This window comes from Chelatococcus daeguensis (assembly GCF_001887265.1).
GTDB lineage: Bacteria > Pseudomonadota > Alphaproteobacteria > Rhizobiales > Beijerinckiaceae > Chelatococcus_A > Chelatococcus_A sambhunathii.
The window spans coordinates 254,882-273,143 of record NZ_CP018095.1 but is presented as its reverse complement, the minus strand read 5'-3'; the positions used below and the strand labels follow the sequence as shown (position 1 = coordinate 273,143).

Annotated in this window: 16 protein-coding genes and 1 pseudogene; 8 read left to right on the top strand and 9 right to left on the bottom strand. The window is 67.9% G+C overall.

Translation table 11 applies throughout. The features are described 5' to 3' along the window. The first annotated feature begins 179 nt into the window (after positions 1 to 179). Both BOQ54_RS01225 and BOQ54_RS01220 read left to right on the top strand, forming a co-directional pair. Complete coding sequence (locus BOQ54_RS01225; protein ID WP_055459573.1) at positions 180 to 1,382, top strand: CaiB/BaiF CoA transferase family protein; 1,203 nt, start codon at positions 180 to 182, stop codon at positions 1,380 to 1,382. A 4-nt stretch (positions 1,383 to 1,386) separates the two neighbouring features. Beyond that, a complete protein-coding gene (locus BOQ54_RS01220) occupies positions 1,387 to 3,060 on the top strand; it encodes a thiamine pyrophosphate-binding protein (RefSeq protein ID WP_071923093.1) in 1,674 nt (557 codons plus the stop codon). 45 nt (positions 3,061 to 3,105) lie between these two features. Here the strand turns inward: BOQ54_RS01220 and tal are convergent, their stop codons facing one another. The 5 genes from tal to BOQ54_RS01195 form a co-directional block, all read right to left on the bottom strand. Next, positions 3,106 to 4,077 (bottom strand): transaldolase, encoded by a 972-nt coding sequence (gene tal / locus BOQ54_RS01215; protein WP_071923092.1) that lies wholly within the window; start codon positions 4,075 to 4,077, stop codon positions 3,106 to 3,108. A 35-nt stretch (positions 4,078 to 4,112) separates the two neighbouring features. Next, positions 4,113 to 5,447 carry a TRAP transporter large permease gene (locus BOQ54_RS01210; RefSeq protein ID WP_425349137.1) on the bottom strand — a complete coding sequence of 445 codons (1,335 nt, stop codon included), beginning with the start codon at positions 5,445 to 5,447 and terminating at the stop codon, positions 4,113 to 4,115. Positions 5,448 to 5,514: 67 nt separating this feature from the next. Beyond that, positions 5,515 to 6,084 (bottom strand): TRAP transporter small permease, encoded by a 570-nt coding sequence (locus BOQ54_RS01205; protein ID WP_055459568.1) that lies wholly within the window; start codon positions 6,082 to 6,084, stop codon positions 5,515 to 5,517. A gap of 92 nt (positions 6,085 to 6,176) precedes the next feature. After that, on the bottom strand, positions 6,177 to 7,166 hold the full coding sequence (locus BOQ54_RS01200) for a sialic acid TRAP transporter substrate-binding protein SiaP (RefSeq protein WP_055459654.1): 990 nt from the start codon (positions 7,164 to 7,166) through the stop codon (positions 6,177 to 6,179). Positions 7,167 to 7,306: 140 nt separating this feature from the next. Beyond that, a complete protein-coding gene (locus BOQ54_RS01195) occupies positions 7,307 to 8,230 on the bottom strand; it encodes a LysR family transcriptional regulator (protein WP_055459567.1) in 924 nt (307 codons plus the stop codon). Between the two features lie 262 nt (positions 8,231 to 8,492). Between BOQ54_RS01195 and BOQ54_RS01190 the strand changes: the two genes are divergently transcribed. The 6 genes and pseudogenes from BOQ54_RS01190 to BOQ54_RS01165 all read left to right on the top strand — a co-directional run bounded on the left by BOQ54_RS01190 (position 8,493) and on the right by BOQ54_RS01165 (position 14,166). Beyond that, positions 8,493 to 9,989 carry a CoA-acylating methylmalonate-semialdehyde dehydrogenase gene (locus BOQ54_RS01190; RefSeq protein WP_055459566.1) on the top strand — a complete coding sequence of 499 codons (1,497 nt, stop codon included), beginning with the start codon at positions 8,493 to 8,495 and terminating at the stop codon, positions 9,987 to 9,989. 68 nt (positions 9,990 to 10,057) lie between these two features. Further along, entirely contained in the window at positions 10,058 to 10,294 is a 237-nt protein-coding gene (locus BOQ54_RS01185; RefSeq protein ID WP_055459565.1) for a FitA-like ribbon-helix-helix domain-containing protein, read from the top strand. Beyond that, positions 10,291 to 10,722, top strand: a complete 432-nt coding sequence (locus BOQ54_RS01180) for a type II toxin-antitoxin system VapC family toxin (protein WP_055459564.1) — start codon at positions 10,291 to 10,293, stop codon at positions 10,720 to 10,722. The genes BOQ54_RS01185 and BOQ54_RS01180 overlap by 4 nt, the downstream gene beginning before the upstream one ends. After that, a complete protein-coding gene (locus BOQ54_RS01175) occupies positions 10,719 to 11,873 on the top strand; it encodes an isobutyryl-CoA dehydrogenase (RefSeq protein WP_071923091.1) in 1,155 nt (384 codons plus the stop codon). Before BOQ54_RS01180 ends, BOQ54_RS01175 begins: the two co-directional genes overlap by 4 nt. A gap of 4 nt (positions 11,874 to 11,877) precedes the next feature. Further along, positions 11,878 to 12,813, top strand: a pseudogene (gene mmsB, locus BOQ54_RS01170) (3-hydroxyisobutyrate dehydrogenase); the annotation flags it as partial. 135 nt (positions 12,814 to 12,948) lie between these two features. Further along, positions 12,949 to 14,166: a hypothetical protein gene (locus BOQ54_RS01165; RefSeq protein ID WP_071923090.1), complete on the top strand. Its 1,218-nt coding sequence runs from the start codon at positions 12,949 to 12,951 to the stop codon at positions 14,164 to 14,166. 15 nt (positions 14,167 to 14,181) lie between these two features. Here the strand turns inward: BOQ54_RS01165 and BOQ54_RS01160 are convergent, their stop codons facing one another. Genes BOQ54_RS01160 through BOQ54_RS01145 form a run of 4 tightly spaced genes read right to left on the bottom strand, consistent with a single transcriptional unit; the run spans position 14,182 to position 18,117 of the window. Next, the gene (locus BOQ54_RS01160) at positions 14,182 to 15,177 is read right to left on the bottom strand and encodes an ABC transporter ATP-binding protein (RefSeq protein ID WP_071923089.1); all 996 of its coding nucleotides are present in this window, start codon (positions 15,175 to 15,177) and stop codon (positions 14,182 to 14,184) included. Further along, positions 15,174 to 16,160, bottom strand: a complete 987-nt coding sequence (locus BOQ54_RS01155; protein WP_055459559.1) for an ABC transporter ATP-binding protein — start codon at positions 16,158 to 16,160, stop codon at positions 15,174 to 15,176. Before BOQ54_RS01155 ends, BOQ54_RS01160 begins: the two co-directional genes overlap by 4 nt. Beyond that, the gene (locus BOQ54_RS01150; protein ID WP_063186856.1) at positions 16,157 to 17,128 is read right to left on the bottom strand and encodes an ABC transporter permease; all 972 of its coding nucleotides are present in this window, start codon (positions 17,126 to 17,128) and stop codon (positions 16,157 to 16,159) included. Before BOQ54_RS01150 ends, BOQ54_RS01155 begins: the two co-directional genes overlap by 4 nt. 8 nt (positions 17,129 to 17,136) lie before the next feature. Beyond that, positions 17,137 to 18,117, bottom strand: coding sequence for an ABC transporter permease (locus BOQ54_RS01145; RefSeq protein ID WP_055459557.1), 981 nt, complete (start codon positions 18,115 to 18,117; stop codon positions 17,137 to 17,139). Positions 18,118 to 18,262: the final 145 nt, after the last annotated feature.

The window sequence follows — 18,262 nt, the reverse complement described above, 5'->3', positions numbered from 1 at the left end:
CGTCTCGGTCCTGCGGGCTGATCCACCCTCCCCCGAAGGGGATCGAAGCGCGAGCGAATGGAGCTGGCCGTGGGCGGGGATGACGAGGCGGTGACCGGGAACGTTGATCCCTCCCCTCAAGGGGAGGGATCAGTGCCGCGCGCCCTCGAGAGCCGCGACGCCAGAGAAGGGTCCGACACATGACCATCCTCCCCCTTCAGGGCCTCAAGGTTCTGGAACTCGCCCGCATCCTCGCCGGGCCGTGGATCGGCCAGCAGCTCGCCGACCTCGGCGCCGATGTCGTCAAGGTCGAGCGGCCGGGCAGCGGCGACGACACGCGCGGCTGGGGGCCGCCCTTCGTGCCGGCGGCCGACGGCGGCGACCTGTCGGCGGCCTATTTCCACGCCTGCAACCGCGGCAAACGCTCCATCGCCGTCGATTTCGAGACGGAGGAGGGGCGCGGCATCGTGCGGCGCCTCGCCGCCGAGGCCGACGTCCTCATCGAGAACTTCAAGGTCGGAGGCCTCAGGAAGTACGGGCTCGACCACGAGAGCCTCAAGGCCGTCAACCCGCGCCTCATCTATTGCTCCGTCACCGGCTTCGGCCAGGACGGGCCGTACCGCGAGCGGGCCGGCTACGACTTCATGATCCAGGGCATGGGCGGGATTATGGACCTGACCGGCGCGCCCGACGGCGAGCCGCAGAAGATCGGCGTCGCCTTCGCCGACATCTTCACCGGCCTCTATTCCACCATCGGCATCCTCGCCGCCTTGCGCCGGCGCGACACGACGGGCGAGGGCGGGCATGTCGACATGGCGCTGCTCGACGTGCAGGTGGGCGTGCTCGCCAACCAGGCGATGAACTACCTCGTCTCGGGCAAGGCGCCGCGCCGGCTCGGCAATGCCCATCCCAACATCGTGCCCTACCAGGTCTTCGAGGTGGCGGACGGACACGTCATCGTCGCCGTCGGCAATGACGGGCAGTTCCGCCGCTTCTGCAACGTCATCGGCATGCCGGCGCTCGGCGAGCAGAGTGAATATGCCACCAACAAGGCGCGGGTCGAGAACCGCGGCGCCCTCGTCGCAATCCTCTCTGGCGCGCTGAGGCGCCTCAAGCGCGACGAGTTGCTTTCCCGCCTCGAAGCCGAAGGCGTGCCAGCCGGGCCGATCAACTCGGTGGCGGACGTCTTCGCCGACCCGCAGGTGATCGCCCGCGGCATGCGGGTGGACCTCCCCTGCCCCGAGGCCGAGGGCGGCACGATCCCGACCGTGCGCTCGCCCATCGTCATCGACGGGGCGCCGATGGTCGCCGGGCGGCCCTCGCCGCGGCTCGGCGCCGATACCGACGACGTGCTAAACGATCCGGCCTGGGGCGCAGAAGCGCCCCGCCAGCAACAGGGATGAAGCCATGAACGCGCGCACCGGCGGGCAGATCCTCGTCGACCAGCTTCTCGTCCACGGTGTCCGTCACGCCTTCTGCGTGCCGGGCGAGAGCTATCTTGCCGTGCTCGACGCGCTGCACGATGCGTCGATCGACGTCACCGTCTGCCGGCAGGAGGGCGGGGCGGCCATGATGGCCGAGGCCCACGGCAAGCTCACCGGCCGGCCCGGCATCTGCTTCGTCACGCGCGGGCCGGGCGTCACCAACGCCTCGCCCGGCATCCACATCGCCAAGCAGGATTCGACGCCGCTCATCGTCTTCGTCGGCCAGATCGAGCGCGGCATGCGCGAGCGCGAGGCCTTCCAGGAGCTCGACTACCGCGCCGTCTTCGGCACCATGGCGAAGTGGGCGACCGAGATCGACGATGCCGCGCGCATTCCGGAGATCGTGGCGCGCGCCTTCCGCGTCGCCACCTCCGGTCGGCCGGGGCCGGTCGTCATCGCACTGCCGGAGGACATGCTGGTCGAGTCGGCCGCGGTCGCCGATGCCCTGCCCTACGAGCCGGTCGAGACGCATCCCGCCCTCGCCCAGATGGCGGAGCTGCAGAAGCTCCTGTGGGCGGCGAAGGCGCCGCTCGCCATCCTCGGCGGCACGCGCTGGAGCGAGAAGGCGGTGGAGCGCTTCGTGCGCTTCGCCGAGCGCTTCGACCTGCCGGTCGCCGTCTCCTTCCGCCGGCAGATGCTGTTTCCCGCCGACCACCCGAACTACATCGGCGACATCGGCTTCGGCGCCAACCCGGCGCTCGTCGCCCGGGTCAAGGCGGCCGACACCGTGCTCCTCGTCGGCGGACGGCTGTCGGAGGTGCCGAGCCAGAGCTACTCGCTCTTCGGCATCCCCGAGCCGGGCTGCACGCTCGTCCATGTGCACCCGGATTCCGGCGAGCTCGGCCGTGTCTATCGCCCGGCGCTCGCCATCAACGCCTCGCCCTCGGCCTTCTCGGCCGCGCTCGAAGGCCTGCAGCCGCCTAAGGCGATCGGCTGGGGCGGCAACCGTGAGGAGGCCCGCGCGGCCTATCTCGCCTGGAGCGATCCGGCGCCCGTGCGCACGCCCGGCACCCTGCAGATGGGCGAAGTGATGGCCTACCTCGAGGAGAAGCTGCCGGCTGACGCCATCATGTGCAACGGCGCCGGCAATTACGCCATCTGGCTGCATCGCTTCCACCGCTTCCGGCGCTTCGGCACGCAGCTCGCGCCCACCTCCGGCTCCATGGGCTATGGCGTGCCGGCGGCGGTCGGCGCCAAGCGGCTCCATCCGGAGCGCACCGTCGTCGCCTTCGCCGGCGACGGCTGCTTCCTGATGAACGGACAGGAATTCGCCACGGCCGTGCAATACGACCTTCCCATCGTGGTCATCGTCGTCGACAACGGCATCTACGGCACGATCCGCATGCACCAGGAGCGGGAATATCCCGGCCGCGTCTCGGGGACGATGCTGAAGAACCCGGATTTCGCGGCCTACGCCCGCGCCTTCGGCGGCCACGGCGAGCGCGTGGAGCGCACGGAAGAGTTCGCCCCCGCCTTCGAGCGGGCGCTCGCCTCCGGCAAGCCGGCGATCATCCACTGCCTCATCGACCCGGAGGTCATCACCCCGGCGACCACGCTCTCGGCCATCCGCGAGAAGGCGCTCAAGGCGAAGGGGTGATCAGCAGGAAAACGAGAAAGGCCCGGCATCACCGGGCCTTTTACGTTACGCCGCCTTCGCCTGTTCCAGGCGCTTGGCGACGAGCCCGCGCAGGGCCCGCAGGTCCTTGACGAAGAGGCGGATGCCCTCGGAGAGCTTTTCGGTGGCCATGGCGTCCTCGTTGAGGAGGAAGCGGAAGGTCTTCTCGTCCACGCTCATCTTCGCAGGGGCCTCGCTGGCCTTGGCGGGGTCGAGCCGGCGCGGCAGCGGACCCTCGTCGGCGGCGAGCTGGTCCATGAGGGCGGGGCCGATGGTCAGCCGGTCGCAGCCGGCGAGCGCCTCGATCTCGGCCGTGTTGCGGAAGGAAGCGCCCATGACAACGGTCTTGATGCCGTGGGCCTTGTAATAGGCGTAGATGGCGCGCACGGACTGGACACCGGGATCGGTCTCCGCCGTGTAGGGGCCGCCGCCGGCCTTGACGTGCCAGTCGAGGATGCGACCGACGAAGGGCGAGATGAGAAAGACGCCGGCATCGGCGCAGGCGGCCGCCTGCACGAGCGAGAACAGCAGCGTCAGGTTGCAGTCGATCCCCTCGCGTTGCAGCTCCTCCGCAGCGCGGATGCCCTCCCAGGTCGCGGCGACCTTGATGAGGATGCGGTCGCGCGAAACCCCGCGCGCCTCATAGGCGGCGATGAGCGCCCGCGCCTTGGCAATCGAACCCTCCGTATCGAAGGACAGGTCCGCGTCCACCTCCGTGGAGACGCGGCCGGGCACGATCTTCGTCAGCTCCGTGCCGAAGGAAACCGCAAGCCGGTCGCAGATCGCAGCGGTCACGGCCTCCGCGGAGCCGGCCTGCTTGCGGCCCCAGTCGATGGCTTCATCGAGCAGGTGGACATAGGCCGGAGTCTCGACGGCCTTGAGCAGCAGCGTCGGGTTCGTCGTGCAGTCCTGCGGCTTGAGGCGTCGCACGGCCTCGATGTCGCCCGTGTCGGCGACGACGATCGTCATCGCGCGCAGCTGATCGAGCTTGGAGGGCATCGGTCTTCTCCCGTCAATTTGTCACTGCGGTTGGATCACAGATACCCATGGGCCTTCAAGACCTCAGGCAGCCACGTCGTCGTCGCAGGCACGAAGGTGATGAGGGCGAGGACGAGGAAGAGCGGGATCAGGAAGGGCGCCACCGCCTTCACGCAGTCCTCGAAGGAGATGCTGGCGACGCGCGAGAGCACGTAGAGCACCATGCCGACCGGCGGCGTCAGCAGGCCGATCATCAGGTTGAGCACCATGATAATGCCGAAGTGCACGGGGTCGATGCCGAGCGTCAGCGCCACCGGCAGCAGCACGGGCGTCAGAATGGTGATGGCCGCGATCGTCTCCATGAAGCAGCCGACGACAAGCAGGAAGACGTTGACCAGCAGCAGGAAGGTGACGGGATCGCTGGCGACGGCGAGGATCCAGGCGCCGAGCGCCTCGGTGGTGCGCGTCGTGGTCAGAACCCAGCCGAAGATGGAGGCGCCGGCGACAATGAAGAGGACGACCGCCGTCGTCTCGATGGTGTCCATCGTCACGCGCACGAACTGACGTAGCGACAGGACGGAATATTTTGCCGGCCGGCCGAAGGCGGCCATGGCAAGGTTGAGGACGCGGTGGATGACGACCGAGAGCAGCAGGGCGTAGGCACAGGCGAAGACAGCCGCTTCCGTCGGCGTGAAGATGCCGAAGCTCATGCCACCGATGATGATGGCCGGTGTCAGCAGCGGCAGGAAGGCGTCAACGAAGGTGACGCCGAGGCGCTTCACGGAAAAGCGGGCATCGGCGCCGATCTTCTTGCGATGGGCGTATATGGCCACCGTCGCCGAGAGAAAGAGCGCCATTAGCAGGCCGGGCAGGATGCCCGCGACGAAGAGCGCGTTGATCGAGGCATTGGCCACGACGCCGTAGATGACGAGCGGCAGCGACGGCGGAATGATGGGTCCGATGGTCGAGGAGGCGGCGGTGATGCCGACAGCGAGCTTGGCATCGTAACCATGGTCGCGCATCGCCTTGATCTCGATGGTGCCGAGGCCGCCGGCGTCCGCCACCGCGGTACCCGACATGCCGGCGAAGATGACCGAGCCCGCCACATTGACGTGGCCGAGGCCGCCCTTCAGCCAGCCGACGGCTGCCGTGGCGAAATCGAAGATCTGCTTGGTGATGCCGGCCGAGTTCATCAGGTTGCCGGCCATGATGAAGAAGGGCACGGCGAGCAGCGGGAAGGAATCGACGCCGTTGACCATGCGGTGGATGACCGTGATCTCGGGCGCGATGCCGGAGAGGAAGATATAGAGCAAAGACGAACCGGCCAGCGCCACGGCGATCGGCACGCCGAGGACGATCATGGCGAAGAGCGCGACGAACATGAGGGCGATCAACATACGCGCTGGCCTCCAGTGGCGGGGGTCACGGCCGGGTCATCGGTTGAAGGGGGGCGGCAGGTCAGTCGAGGACGGCGCCCGAGGTCTCGTCCTCGAGCTGTCCCCTCAGTCGCTGGACGAAGCGGATGGCGGCATGGACGGTCATGGCGGCAAGGCCGGCGGACACGACCCAGTAGATGACCGATTTCGGGATATCGACCGAGACCATGTAACCGGGCGCACGGGCGCCGAGCTCATAGCCATACCAGGCCATGGCACCGCAGAAGAGAGTGACGAGACCGTCGATGAGGACGAGCGTCCAGTGCCGTACCGCTTTCGGCGCGAGCGTGATGACGGCCTCGACAGCGATGTGCGAGCCCTTGCGCATGGCCGTCACCGAGCCGATGAAGGTGACGGCGATGAGCAGGTAGCGGGCGATCTCCTCGGTCCAGCCATAGGAATCATTGAGGACGTAGCGCGTCCAGAACTGCAGCAGGACGACGGCGAAGAGCGCCCAGTAGATCAGGAAGACGATGCCGTCCTGCGGGCGCAGGTCGTCGAGCGGCACGCGGCTTTCCTGCTCGCGCCACTGCTCGAACATGGCCTCGGTCGTGTCGACCTCCGGACTGTCCTTGTCGTTCGATTGCGTCACGCGTCGCCCCCGCATCCGGCGTTCGGGAAGCCCGGCGCCGCGCGCCGGGCCGTGCCAAGCCGGGGCGCAGCGAGCGCCCCGGCGCAGTCTCGTCAGTTCGAGGCCGCGAGGCCCTGCAGCTTGTCGTAGGTGGCCTTGTCCCAGGTCGCGTCAGGCCCATTGTGCAGCTTGACGGTCGCCTCTCGGAAGGGTGTGCGATCCACCTCGACCACGTTCTTGCCCTGTTCCTTGAACCACCCGACGAGCTCCTTCTCGGCCTTGACGATATCGTCCGTGCATTTGTCCGCCGCTTCCTTGAGGATCGCGACGAGCGTCTGGCGCTCCTCGTCGTTCAGGCGCTGCATGGTGCCGCTCGAGACGATGGTGAGCAGGGCATCGGTGATGTGGCCGGTGAGGATGATGTTCTTCTGGACCTCGTAGAACTTCTTGGCCTGGATGGTCGGCAGGGGGTTCTCCTGCGCATCGGCCACGCCCTGGGAGAGGGCGAGATAGACCTCGGCGAAGGCGATCGGCGTCGGGTTGGCGCCGACGGCGCGTGGGAACATGGTATAGAGCGGCGCGTCGGGCACGCGGATCTTGAGACCCTTCATGTCCTCCGGCTTGGTGATGTCCTTGTTCGCCGTGACATGGCGCTCGCCGTAATAGGTGAGGGTGACGACGTCGTGGCCGGTGCGCTTCTTGTAGCCCTCGCCCAGCTCCTTGAAGAGGTCGGAATTGCGGAAGGCTTTCCAGTGCGCAAAGTCGCGGAACATGTAGGGCGCGCCGCCGATGGCAAGCGGGCCATAGGCACGGCCGGCGAAGAGCTGGCCCGTATAGATGATGTCGACGGTACCGAGCGATAGGCCCTCGTTGATATCGGATTCCTTGCCCAGCGAAGAGGCCGGGAACACCTCGACGGCATATTTGCCGTTGGTGCGCTTCTTGAATTCCTCCCCGGCCCACAGGGCCCACTTGTGATAGGGCTCGCTCGCCTCGTAGACGTGGGCCCACTTGAGGGTCGTCTGGGCGGCGGCGGGGCCGGCGAGGCCGAAGGATGCGGCAAGGGCGAGCGCGCCGAGGGCGGCGCGGCGGGTCAGATCCATCATTGTCTCCTCCAGAATGCGATCCGCCGGTCTGCGCCGGCTTTCAGCTGAGCGATTTAAAGGCTCTCTGAATCGTTTAAATCGGTGTGAAGCGAAAATGCAAGCTGCTTCACACGGCATGCACAAGGGCCCCGCAATGCTCAGGCGGCGCCCGCCTCGACCTCGTCCTGCGGCATCAGGACGGCCCGCGCCGCCTTGGCCTCGCGCACGAGGAAATCGACCGTCGCCCGGACGCGCGCGACGTCGCGCAGATCGGCGTGGACGATCAGCCAGAAGGAGCGCACCAGCTCGACCTCGCGCCGCAGCACGGGGACGAGGCGCGGATCGCCCGCGGCCATGAAATCGGGCAGCACGCAGAGGCCGGCGCCGGCGATGGTCGCATGCATCTGCGCGATGAGGTTCGAGCTCTGCAGGCGCGGCCTGAGGCCCTTGGCGATGTCGTCGAGATAGTCGAGCTCGGGCGTGAAGATGAGGTCGTCGATATAGCCGATGAGCTGGTGCTCGAAGAGATCCTGCGGCGCGATGATGGCCGGGTGGGCGGCGAGATAGGCCGGCGCCGCGTAGAGGCCGAGGCGATAGTCGGCCAGCTTGCGGGCGACGATCTTGCCCTCCTTCGGCGGGTTGAGGGAGATGGCGATGTCCGCCTCACGCTTGGAGAGCGAGAGCAGCCGCGGCATGGCAACCAGCTGGATCTCCAGCTCCGGGTAGCGCTCGGCAAGCCGGCCGATGCGCGGCGCGAGGAAGAAGGTGCCGAAGCCGTCGGGAGCGCCGATGCGCACGGTGCCGGACAGGGCAAGATCCGCCCCGCCGATCTCGCTCTGCGCCGCGAGCGCCTCGCTCTCGATGGTCTCCGCCTTGGCCAGCAGGCGCTCGCCATGCTCGGTGAGGGCATAGCCCTGTGGCCGGCGCTCGAAGAGCTTGGCCTTCAGCGCATCCTCCAGTGCCGTGATGCGGCGCGACACCGTCGCATGGTCGGCCCCGAGCCGCCGCGCCGCCACGGTGAGGCGACCTGCGCGGGCCACGGCGAGGAAGAAGCGAAGGTCGTCCCAGTCGAAGCGATTCATGCCCAGCTTGCCTCCCGTTTTGGTATCTTTGCACGCACCGGATTTGAAATGTCCTATAGTCGTGCGCGAATGACAATGGTAGTGCGGAAGGACCGACGGAACGTCATCGGCACGTTGGCTTTCGCCGATTTCGCTCCCACTATCGAAGACAAGGGCCGGCGCCGGCCGATGCGAGGGAGCGCTCCGGCGCCCCGTCCCGCAAGGCATCGCGCCCAGCGCCGGCACAGCAGAACAGAACCGGCAGAGCATCGGAGAACGCAAGATGCGCACGATCGGACATTTCATCGGGGGGCGCGAGGTCGAAGGGCAATCGGGACGTTTCGGCGACGTCTTCACGCCCATGACGGGTGAGGTCGGCGCCAAGGTCGCCCTCGCCTCGGCGGCCGAGGTCCGGGCCGCCGTCGAGAATGCCAAGGCCGCCCAGCCGGCCTGGGGCGCGACGAACCCGCAGCGCCGCGCGCGCGTGATGATGAAGTTCCTCGAACTCGTCCAGCGCGACTACGACAGCCTCGCCGAGCTGCTCGCCCAAGAGCACGGCAAGACCATTCCCGACGCCAAGGGCGACATCCAGCGCGGGCTCGAGGTGGTCGAGTTCGCCTGCGGCGTGCCGCATCTGATGAAGGGCGAGTATACCGAGGGCGCCGGCACCAACATCGACGTCTATTCCATGCGTCAGCCGCTCGGGGTGGTGGCCGGCATCACGCCGTTCAACTTTCCGGCCATGATCCCGATGTGGAAGTTCGCGCCCGCCATCGCCTGCGGCAACGCCTTCATCCTGAAGCCGTCGGAGCGCGACCCGGGCGTGCCGATGCGCCTTGCCGAATTGATGATCGAGGCCGGGCTGCCGGCAGGCATCCTCAATGTCGTCAACGGCGACAAGGAGGCGGTCGACGCGATCCTGGACGATCCCGACATCATGGCGGTCGGCTTCGTCGGCTCGTCCTCGATCGCCCAGTACATCTATTCGCGCGGCTCGGCCAACGGCAAGCGCGTGCAGTGCTTCGGTGGCGCGAAGAACCACATGATCATCATGCCCGACGCCGACATGGACCAGGCGGTCGATGCCCTCATCGGCGCCGGCTACGGCTCGGCCGGCGAGCGCTGCATGGCGATCTCGGTCGCCGTCCCCGTCGGTCAGGCGACGGCGGATCGGCTGGTCGAGAAGCTCATCCCGCGCGTCGAGAGCCTCAAAATCGGTCCCTCGACCGATCCGAGCGCCGACTACGGCCCGCTCGTCACGCGGGCCCATCTCGACAAGGTAAAGGCCTATGTCGAGCTTGGCGTCGCGGAGGGGGCGAAGCTCGTCGTCGATGGCCGCAACTTCACGCTGCAGGGCTACGAGAACGGCTTCTACATGGGCGGCTGCCTGTTCGACCACGTGACGCCGGACATGCGCATCTACAAGGAGGAGATCTTCGGCCCGGTCCTGTCCATCGTGCGCGCCCACAACTACGAGGAGGCGCTCAAGCTGCCGTCCGAGCACGAATACGGCAACGGCGTCGCCATCTTCACCCGCGACGGCGATGCGGCACGGGATTTCGCCGCCAAGGTCAACGTCGGCATGGTCGGCGTCAACGTGCCCATCCCGGTGCCGATCGCCTATTACACCTTCGGCGGCTGGAAGCGCTCGGGCTTCGGCGACCTCAACCAGCACGGGCCGGATTCGATCCGCTTCTACACCAAGACGAAGACCGTGACCTCGCGCTGGCCCTCCGGCGTCAAGGAGGGGGCGGAGTTCGTCATCCCGACGATGAACTGATGCGGCGGCCGGCAGCATGACCTGCCGGCGGTCACATGCTATCATTTTTGATAGCATTGGAGTCACAGATGGGACAGGTGCTCATCCGCAACCTCGACGACGAGGTGATCGAGGGATTGAAGGTCAAGGCTCGCCTGGCGGGTGTCTCCTTCGAGACCTTCATGCGTGATCTCCTCAAGACGATCGCGCCCCTGTCCGCCGACGAGAAGATCGCGCTCATCGAGGAATTCCGGCGCCAGCACGGGCCGCTCGGGATGAGGACGCCTCCCGAGGATCTCATCCGCGAGGAGCGCGAGCGGCGATGATCGTGGTCGATGCGAGCGCGGCGATCCGATGGTTCATGCCGGCAGATCCCGGCGGCGAGGTATACGGATTGCCTCGGACGGCGGCAGCCCTCGTCGCGCCCGATCTCTTCATCGCCGAAATTCGCAGTGCGGCTCTCCGCTATGTCCGCAAGAAGGAGCTTACGCGCGATGCCGCGATGGCGATGGTGGAAACGATCGACCGTCTGATGGCGGGATACGTGCCGCTACAGGAGCTGCGCGAAGGGGCGTGGGCGATGGCTCTGACCTATGATCATTCGCCCTACGGCTGCTTCTATATCGAGCTCGCCCGCAGCATGGGCTCCTGTCTCATCACGACGGACGGCCATCTCATCCGCAAATTCGCAGGCTCACCGCTGGCGGGCCATATCGTAGACCTCGCCGACTGGCGCCCCGAGCAACGGCCATGACCCAGTTCACCCTCAACGACGACCAGATCGCCATCCGCGACATGGCGCGCGACTTCGCCGCGCGTGAGCTTGCTCCCCATGCCGTGCGCTGGGACGAGGAGAAGCACTTTCCCGTCGACGTTCTCCGGGAGGCCGGCGGGCTCGGCATGGGCGGCATCTATGTGCGCGAGGATGTCGGCGGCTCCGGCATGACGCGGCTCGACGCCGCGCTCATCTTCGAGGCGCTGGCCACCGGCTGCCCCTCGGTCGCGGCCTATATCTCAATCCACAACATGGCGACCTGGATGATCGATCGCTTCGGCGGCGACGAGCAGCGCCGGCGCTTCATCCCGAAGCTCGCGACGATGGAGCATCTCGCCAGCTATTGCCTGACCGAGCCCGGCGCCGGCTCAGACGCCGCGGCGCTGAAGACGCGCGCCGTGCGCGACGGCGACCATTATGTCATCGACGGCGTCAAGCAGTTCATCTCCGGCGCCGGTACCTCCGACATCTATGTCGTCATGGTACGTACGGGCGAGGCCGGCCCCGGTGGCATCTCCACCTTCGTCGTGGAGAAGGACACGCCGGGCCTCTCCTTCGGTGCCAACGAGAAGAAGATGGGCTGGAACGCGCAGCCGACGCGGCAGGTCATCCTCGAAAACTGCCGGGTGCCAGCGGCGAACCGGCTCGGCGACGAGGGCATCGGCTTCAAGATCGCCATGGCCGGGCTCGACGGCGGGCGGCTCAACATCGGCGCCTGCTCGCTCGGCGGCGCCGGGGCCGCGCTCGACAAGAGCCTCGCCTATATGCGCGAACGCAAGGCCTTCGGCCGCAATCTCTCGGATTTCCAGGCGCTGCAGTTCAGCCTCGCCGACATGGCGACCGAGCTCGAGGCGGCCCGCACCTTCCTGTGGCGCGCGGCGGCGGCGCTCGACGCGCGCGATCCGGAGGCGACGCGGCTGTGCGCCATGGCCAAGCGCATCGCCACCGACCGCGGCTTCGAGATTGCCAACCAGGCGCTGCAGCTGCATGGCGGCTACGGCTATCTTGCCGACTACGGCATCGAGAAGATCGTGCGCGATCTCCGGGTCCACCAGATCCTCGAGGGCACCAACGAGATCATGCGCCTCATCGTGGCGAGAAGCCTCGTCGGACGCGGCAGCGGCAACTGAGAACAGACCCGCCGAGAGCGCGGGCAGGGAGGAACCCATGACCACCATCGCCTTCATCGGCCTCGGCCACATGGGCGGCCCCATGGCCGCCAATCTCGCCAGGGCCGGCCACAAGGTCCTCGGCTATGACCTCGTCGCATCTTTGCGCGAGGCTGCGGCGGCGGACGGCGTCACCATCACGGCGAGCGCGGCGGAGGCCGTCGCGGCGAGCGAAGCGGTCGTCACCATGCTGCCGGCGGGCAAGCACGTCATCGCCGTGTGGAAGGAGATCCTGCCGGCGGCGAAAGCCAGCACGCTCTTCATCGATTCCTCGACCATCGACGTCGAGAGCGCGCGCCGCGTCCATGCCATGGCACACGAGGCGGGAATGGACGCGATCGATGCTCCGGTGTCCGGCGGCGTCGGCGGGGCGAAGGCCGCAACGCTGACCTTCATGGCCGGCGGCACGGATGGCGCCTTCGCGCGGGCCAGGCCGATCCTCGAGGCCATGGGCAAGCGCATCGTGCATTGCGGCCCGGCCGGCAACGGCCAGGCGGCCAAGATCTGCAACAACATGATCCTCGGCATCTCGATGATCGGGGTGTGCGAGGCCTTTGCCCTCGCCGAGAAGCTCGGCCTGTCACACCAGGCGCTGTTCGACGTTGCCTCCACCTCCTCCGGCCAGTGCTGGTCCCTCACGACCTATTGCCCGGTGCCGGGCCCGGTCCCGGCATCGCCGGCCAACAACGGCTACAGGCCGGGCTTCGCGGCCGACCTCATGCTGAAGGACCTGCGGCTGTCGCAGGATGCGGCGCTGGCGAGCGGCGCGGCAACGCCGCTCGGCGCCGCCGCGGCCCAGCTCTACGCTCTCTATACCGGCGCCGGCCACGGCGGCGAGGACTTTTCCGGCATCATCCACTTCCTGCGCGGACTTGCCGGCGTCGAATCGACGAAAGCATAAGGCCAGTTGGGCCATACGGCCGCATCGCGGCGGCGAGTGTTGCATTCGCCCTACAGCATCACGGCGGCAGGCACGCTAGCGTGCCCGGAATGCGGGCGGCACGGTGCCGCCAGCCGGTTGGTTGAAGCGTAGGCCATGCGTTCGCCCACACCCGCTCTCGATCCGGCGCTCGACGCCGCCATCCTGCTGCGCCGCATCGGCTTTGCGACTCTCCTCGTCGCGGTGCCGATCACGGCACTCGTGGCGCGCCGCGCGGCCGTTGTCCTGGTGCCGATCGGGATCATCCTCATGGTCCTCGCGGCGCTGATGGACGGCGCAAACGGTGGCTTCAACCGCAGCCTCCGGCGCGCCTTCGTGTCCCCGGCGGGTCTTGCTGCGCTGCTGCTCATCGGCTGGGCCGCGCTCTCGATCGCTTGGGCGCCGCAGGCGAACACTGCCTTCGACAAGTTGCTCAACGCTCTCGGCGCCGCCGCCATGGCCTTTGCCGGCATCGCCGCCCTGCCAGAGCGCATGCGCGCCTCCAACCTCTATCTCACCGGCATCGGCGCGGCCGCCGCGTCCATCTTCGCCATCCTGGTCGCTCTCGGCCTTCTCGGCCGCGACACGATCGATCCCGGCAGCCTCGAGCGCGGTCTCATCACGCTTGCAATCCTGCTGTGGCCGGCGATCGGCTGGCTCGTCTCGCGCGGGCACGGGCTCGTCGCGCTGGCGCTCGGCGCGGTCGCCGGGCTCGCCGTCGTCATCGGCGGCAGTTTGATCCCACTCCTTGCGCTCGCCGCCGGCGCGACGATGTTCTTGCTGACATCGTGGCGGCCACTCGTCGGCCGGGACGTGCTGCGCGTCGCGATCGCGGCCGTCATCCTCGCTGCCCCGCTCCTGCCCTTTCTGCTGCGCCCCCTCGCCAAGGCGCTGATGGGCACGGCGAGCCCGGCGGTGCAATCGATCCGCGTGTGGGCCGACATCGTGCGCAGCGATCCCCTGCGTCTCATCACCGGCCACGGGCTCGACGCCAGCCTGCGCGGCCGTCTCGTCGGCGTCGTGCCACGCGAGGCGCCGCTCTCACTGCCGTTCGAGATCTGGTACGACCTCGGCATCGTGGGGGCGACGACGCTGGCGGTGCTGCTCTACTTCGCCATCCGCGCTGCCGGCGGCATGACGGCCTCGCTCGTTCCCGCAGCCATCGCCACCTTCACGGTCGCCTTCGTCGTCGCCACGTCAGGCATGGCGACATCGCAGGCCTGGTGGCTGACGCTGATCGGAATCGCCGTCATCGCCTTCCTCGCCATCGAGCGCGGCCAGTTCCGTACGACGCGGCCCAAGGCGCGGCTGTTCGGCCGTCTCGGCAAGCCCTGAACGGCTGCGGCCCTGTCAGGCCGCAGCGATGCGCCCCTCGGAGACCGCATGGCAGGCGACGCCCGCCTCGAGCGGCGGCACCTCGCGCCGGCAACGGTCGAAGACGAAGGGGCAGCGCGGGTGGAAAGTGCAGCCCGACGGCGGGTTGATGGGGTTCGGGATTTCGCCCTGCACCGCCTCGCGCAGCCGGCCCGTCATGGCGATGTCGGGCACGGCGTTGAGCAGCATGCGCGTGTAGGGGTGCTGCGGTCGGACGAAGAGGTCGCGCCCGCCGCCGATCTCGACGATGCGGCCGAGATACATGACGCCGATGCGGCTCGCCATGTGGCGGACCACCGCGAGATTGTGGCTGATGAAGAGATACGTCAGGCCGAAGCGGTCCTGCAGGTCGCGCATCAGGTTGAGGATCTGCGCCTGCACCGACACGTCGAGGGCCGAGGTCGGTTCGTCGCAGACGATGAACTCGGCCTTGGAGGCAAGCGCCCGGGCGATGGCGATGCGCTGCCGCTGGCCGCCGGAGAACTCGTGCGGAAACTTGGCCCCGTCCGCCGGATGGAGGCCGACGAGCGTCAGCAGCTCGCCCACCCGCTCGTGCACCTCGCGGGCGCTGGCGCTCAGGGAAAAGGCCCGGATCGGCTCGGCGATGATGCGCTCCACGCGCCAGCGCGGATTGAGGCTGGCGTAAGGATCCTGGAAGATCATCTGGATGCGCCGGCGCAGCGCCCGCACGTCCGCCGCGCGGCGCGGATCGTTGATCGGCACGCCGTCGATGACGACCTCGCCAGCCGAGGGCGGCATCAGGCCGACGACCATGCGCGCCACCGTGGACTTGCCGGAGCCCGATTCCCCGACGAGCGCGAAGGTCTCGCCGCGCCGGATGGTGAAGCTGACGTCGTCCACCGCCGTCAGATATTGCTTCTGCCCGCCCTCCAGCATGCGGTTGAGCCAGGGCTTGGAGACGTCGAAGACGCGCCTCAAATTGCGCACCGCGACGAAGGGGGTCTCGGTCATGACGCAATCTCCGCATGCGCCTCGTCATAGAGGTGGCAGGCGACCTTGCGCCGGTCACGGTCGAGCGGCTCGGGCCGGTCCACCGCGCAGCGGGCGAAGGCGCGCTCGCAGCGCGGATGGAAGGCGCAGCCCGGCGGAATGGCGGAGAGGCGCGGCATGCTGCCCCGGATCTGCACCAGCCGGTCGGCATGGGTCTCGAGCGAAGGGATGGCGCCCATCAACCCCACCGCATAGGGGTGCAGCGGATGCTTGACCACGTCGCGCACCGGGCCGATCTCGACGATACGGCCCGAATACATCACCGCCACCCGGTCGGCCGTCTCGGCGATGACGCCCATGTCGTGGGTGACGAGCATGACAGCGGTCCCGCGCTCCGCGCACAGGCGCTTGATGAGCGTGATGATTTGCGCCTGGACAGAGACGTCGAGCGCCGTGGTCGGCTCGTCGGCGATGACGAGTTCGGGCTCGGCCGAGAGCGCGAGCGCGATGACGACACGCTGGCGCATGCCGCCGGAGAACTCGTGCGGATAGCCGTCGATGCGCCGGTCGGGCGCCGGGATGCCGACCTCGGCCAGGAGATCGATGGCGCGCCGGCGCGCCTGTCCGGCCGACAGGGGCAGATGCGTCCTGATGGTCTCCACCAGCTGCTCGCCGACGGTGTAGAGCGGATTGAGGCTCGTCAGCGGATCCTGGAAGATCATGCCGATGCGCTTGCCGCGCACGCGGCGCATCGCCTCGGGCGCGAGGTTGTCGATGCGCTCGCCCTTCAGGCGGATCTCGCCCCCGGCGATCCGGCCGGGCGGCTCGATGAGGCCGATGACGGCCGAGCCCGTCACCGACTTGCCGGCACCCGACTCGCCGACGACGCCGAGAACCTCGCCCGGCGCGATATCGAAGGAGACGCCGTCGATAGCTTTCAGCACGCCGCGGCGGGTGACGAATTGGACCTTGAGGTCACGGACGGAGAGGACAGGTTCTGTCATCGGAGCTTCGGGTTCAGGGCATCGCGCAGCCAGTCGCCGAGGAGATTGACGGCGAGGACGAGGGCCGCAAGCGTGAGACCGGGGAAGGCGACGATCCACCACTCGCCGGAGAAGAGATAGTCGTTGCCGATGCGGATGAGGGTACCGAGCGAGGGCTGCGTCGGCGGCAGGCCGACGCCGAGGAAGGACAGGGTCGCCTCGGTAATGACGGCGAGGCCGAGGTTGATCGTAAGAATGACGAGCACCGGCCCGATGACATTGGGCAGCACGTGCCGCGCCATGATGACGATGGGCGAAAGGCCGACGAGCCGTGCCGCCTGGATGTAGTCCTTGTTCTTCTCCACCAGCGTCGAACCGCGGATGGTGCGCGCGTACTGCACCCAGAATGACAGGCCGATGGAGAAGACGAGCACGCCGAAGGCCGTGTCCTCCCGACTCGCTCCCTTGAGCAGCGCATGCACCACGCCGTCGACCAGGAGTGCGATGAGGATGGCCGGGAAGGTAAGCTGCACGTCGGCGATGCGCATGATCACTGCATCGACCCGTCCGCCGACATAGCCGGCGACGAGACCGAGCGTGATGCCGATGGCGGCCGCCATCAGAACGCCGAGCACGCCGATGATGAGCGACACGCGCAGGCCGTAAAGGATGGCCGAGAAGAGGTCCCGCCCCTGGTCGTCCGTACCGAGCAGGAAGCGGGCGTCGCCCGCAGGCAGCCAACGCGGCGGGTTGAGCGAATCGATGAGGAAAACCTGCGCCGGGTCGAACGGATTGTAGGGTGCGATCAGCGGCGCGAAGAGCGCGAGAACCGCGAGCGCGAGCGTGACGAGGGCGGCGAGCACCGTGACACGCGAGGCGAGGAAGCTCGCCGTGAGGTCATGGTCCATCACCCGCGCGAACCAGCCGGGGGACCGGCGCGCCGCCGCCGGCGGGGGCGACTTGGCTTCTTCCTGCGTGACAGAGGGCATCTCGTTCCTCATGCGGCGCGCACCGTGACCTTCAGGCGCGGGTCGACGACCGCGTAGAGAAGATCAACGGCGAGGTTGATGACGACGAAGAGGAAGGCGATCAGCAGCAGGTAGGCGGCCATGATGGGAATATCGACGTTCTGCACCGCCTGCAGGAAGAGCACGCCCATGCCCGGCCACTGGAACACCGTCTCGGTGATGATGGCGAAGGCAATGATGGAGCCGAGCTGCAGGCCCGTGATGGTGATGACCGGCACCAGCGTGTTCTTGAGCGCATGGCCGAAGTTTATGGCCCGGCGCGTCAGCCCACGGGCGCGGGCGAACTTGATGTAATCCGTGCGCAGCACCTCGAGCATCTCGGCACGCACCAGGCGCATGATCAGCGTCATCTGGAAGAGGCCGAGCGTGATCGACGGCAGGATGAGCGCCCTGAGGCCGGAGGTGGTGAGGAAGCCCGTCGTCCACCAGTCGCCAAGCCGCACCACCTCGCCCCGCCCGAAGGAGGGCAGCCAGCCGAGGGTGACGGCGAAGACATAGATGAGCAGGATGCCGATGAGGAAGGTCGGAAGACTGACGCCGACGAGTGAAACCGCCTGAAAGAGCTTGGCGAGCCAGCTGTCGCGCCGGAGCGCCGTGTAGACGCCCATCGGGATGCCGACGACGAGGGCGAAGACGGCGGAGACGAGCGCGAGTTCCAGGGTTGCCGGCATGCGCTCGCCGAGCAGCTTCGTGACCGGCTGGCGGAACTGGTAGGAGATGCCGAAGTCGAGCGTCGCCGCCCGGCCGACATAGCGGGCGAACTGCACGACGAAAGGGTCGTTGAGGCCGAGGCTCTCGCGGATCTGCGCCCGCTCCTCGGCCGAGGCTTCGATGCTGACGATCTGGTTCACCGGATCGCCGACGAAGCGGAACATCGCGAAGGCGATGAAGGCCACCGCCAGCAGCACGCCGATGGACTGGACGAGGCGGCGGATGATGAAGGCAAGCATGGACTGCTCTTCGTGTTGGGCGACGGCGGCCCGCAACCGAGGATGCGGGGCACCGCTCCGGCGCCGGCTCCCGCCGGCCAGATAAACCGCCGCCCTTCCCGTGCCCGGCATCAACGGGCACGGTATTTACGCGAGAACGCGGGGG

Bases quoted from the DNA above. Each gene is read 5' to 3' on its own strand.
- BOQ54_RS01195 (WP_055459567.1), bottom strand. From the start codon at position 8,230: ATGAATCGCTTCGACTGGGACGACCTTCGCTTCTTCCTCGCCGTGGCC.
- BOQ54_RS01190 (WP_055459566.1), top strand. From the start codon at position 8,493: ATGCGCACGATCGGACATTTCATCGGGGGGCGCGAGGTCGAAGGGCAA.
- BOQ54_RS01180 (WP_055459564.1), top strand. From the start codon at position 10,291: ATGATCGTGGTCGATGCGAGCGCGGCGATCCGATGGTTCATGCCGGCA.
- tal (WP_071923092.1), bottom strand. From the start codon at position 4,077: ATGCCCTCCAAGCTCGATCAGCTGCGCGCGATGACGATCGTCGTCGCC.
- BOQ54_RS01160 (WP_071923089.1), bottom strand. From the start codon at position 15,177: ATGACCGAGACCCCCTTCGTCGCGGTGCGCAATTTGAGGCGCGTCTTC.
- BOQ54_RS01165 (WP_071923090.1), top strand. From the start codon at position 12,949: ATGCGTTCGCCCACACCCGCTCTCGATCCGGCGCTCGACGCCGCCATC.
- BOQ54_RS01175 (WP_071923091.1), top strand. From the start codon at position 10,719: ATGACCCAGTTCACCCTCAACGACGACCAGATCGCCATCCGCGACATG.
- BOQ54_RS01155 (WP_055459559.1), bottom strand. From the start codon at position 16,160: ATGACAGAACCTGTCCTCTCCGTCCGTGACCTCAAGGTCCAATTCGTC.
- BOQ54_RS01185 (WP_055459565.1), top strand. From the start codon at position 10,058: ATGGGACAGGTGCTCATCCGCAACCTCGACGACGAGGTGATCGAGGGA.
- BOQ54_RS01220 (WP_071923093.1), top strand. From the start codon at position 1,387: ATGAACGCGCGCACCGGCGGGCAGATCCTCGTCGACCAGCTTCTCGTC.
- BOQ54_RS01150 (WP_063186856.1), bottom strand. From the start codon at position 17,128: ATGCCCTCTGTCACGCAGGAAGAAGCCAAGTCGCCCCCGCCGGCGGCG.
- BOQ54_RS01145 (WP_055459557.1), bottom strand. From the start codon at position 18,117: ATGCTTGCCTTCATCATCCGCCGCCTCGTCCAGTCCATCGGCGTGCTG.
- BOQ54_RS01200 (WP_055459654.1), bottom strand. From the start codon at position 7,166: ATGGATCTGACCCGCCGCGCCGCCCTCGGCGCGCTCGCCCTTGCCGCA.
- BOQ54_RS01225 (WP_055459573.1), top strand. From the start codon at position 180: ATGACCATCCTCCCCCTTCAGGGCCTCAAGGTTCTGGAACTCGCCCGC.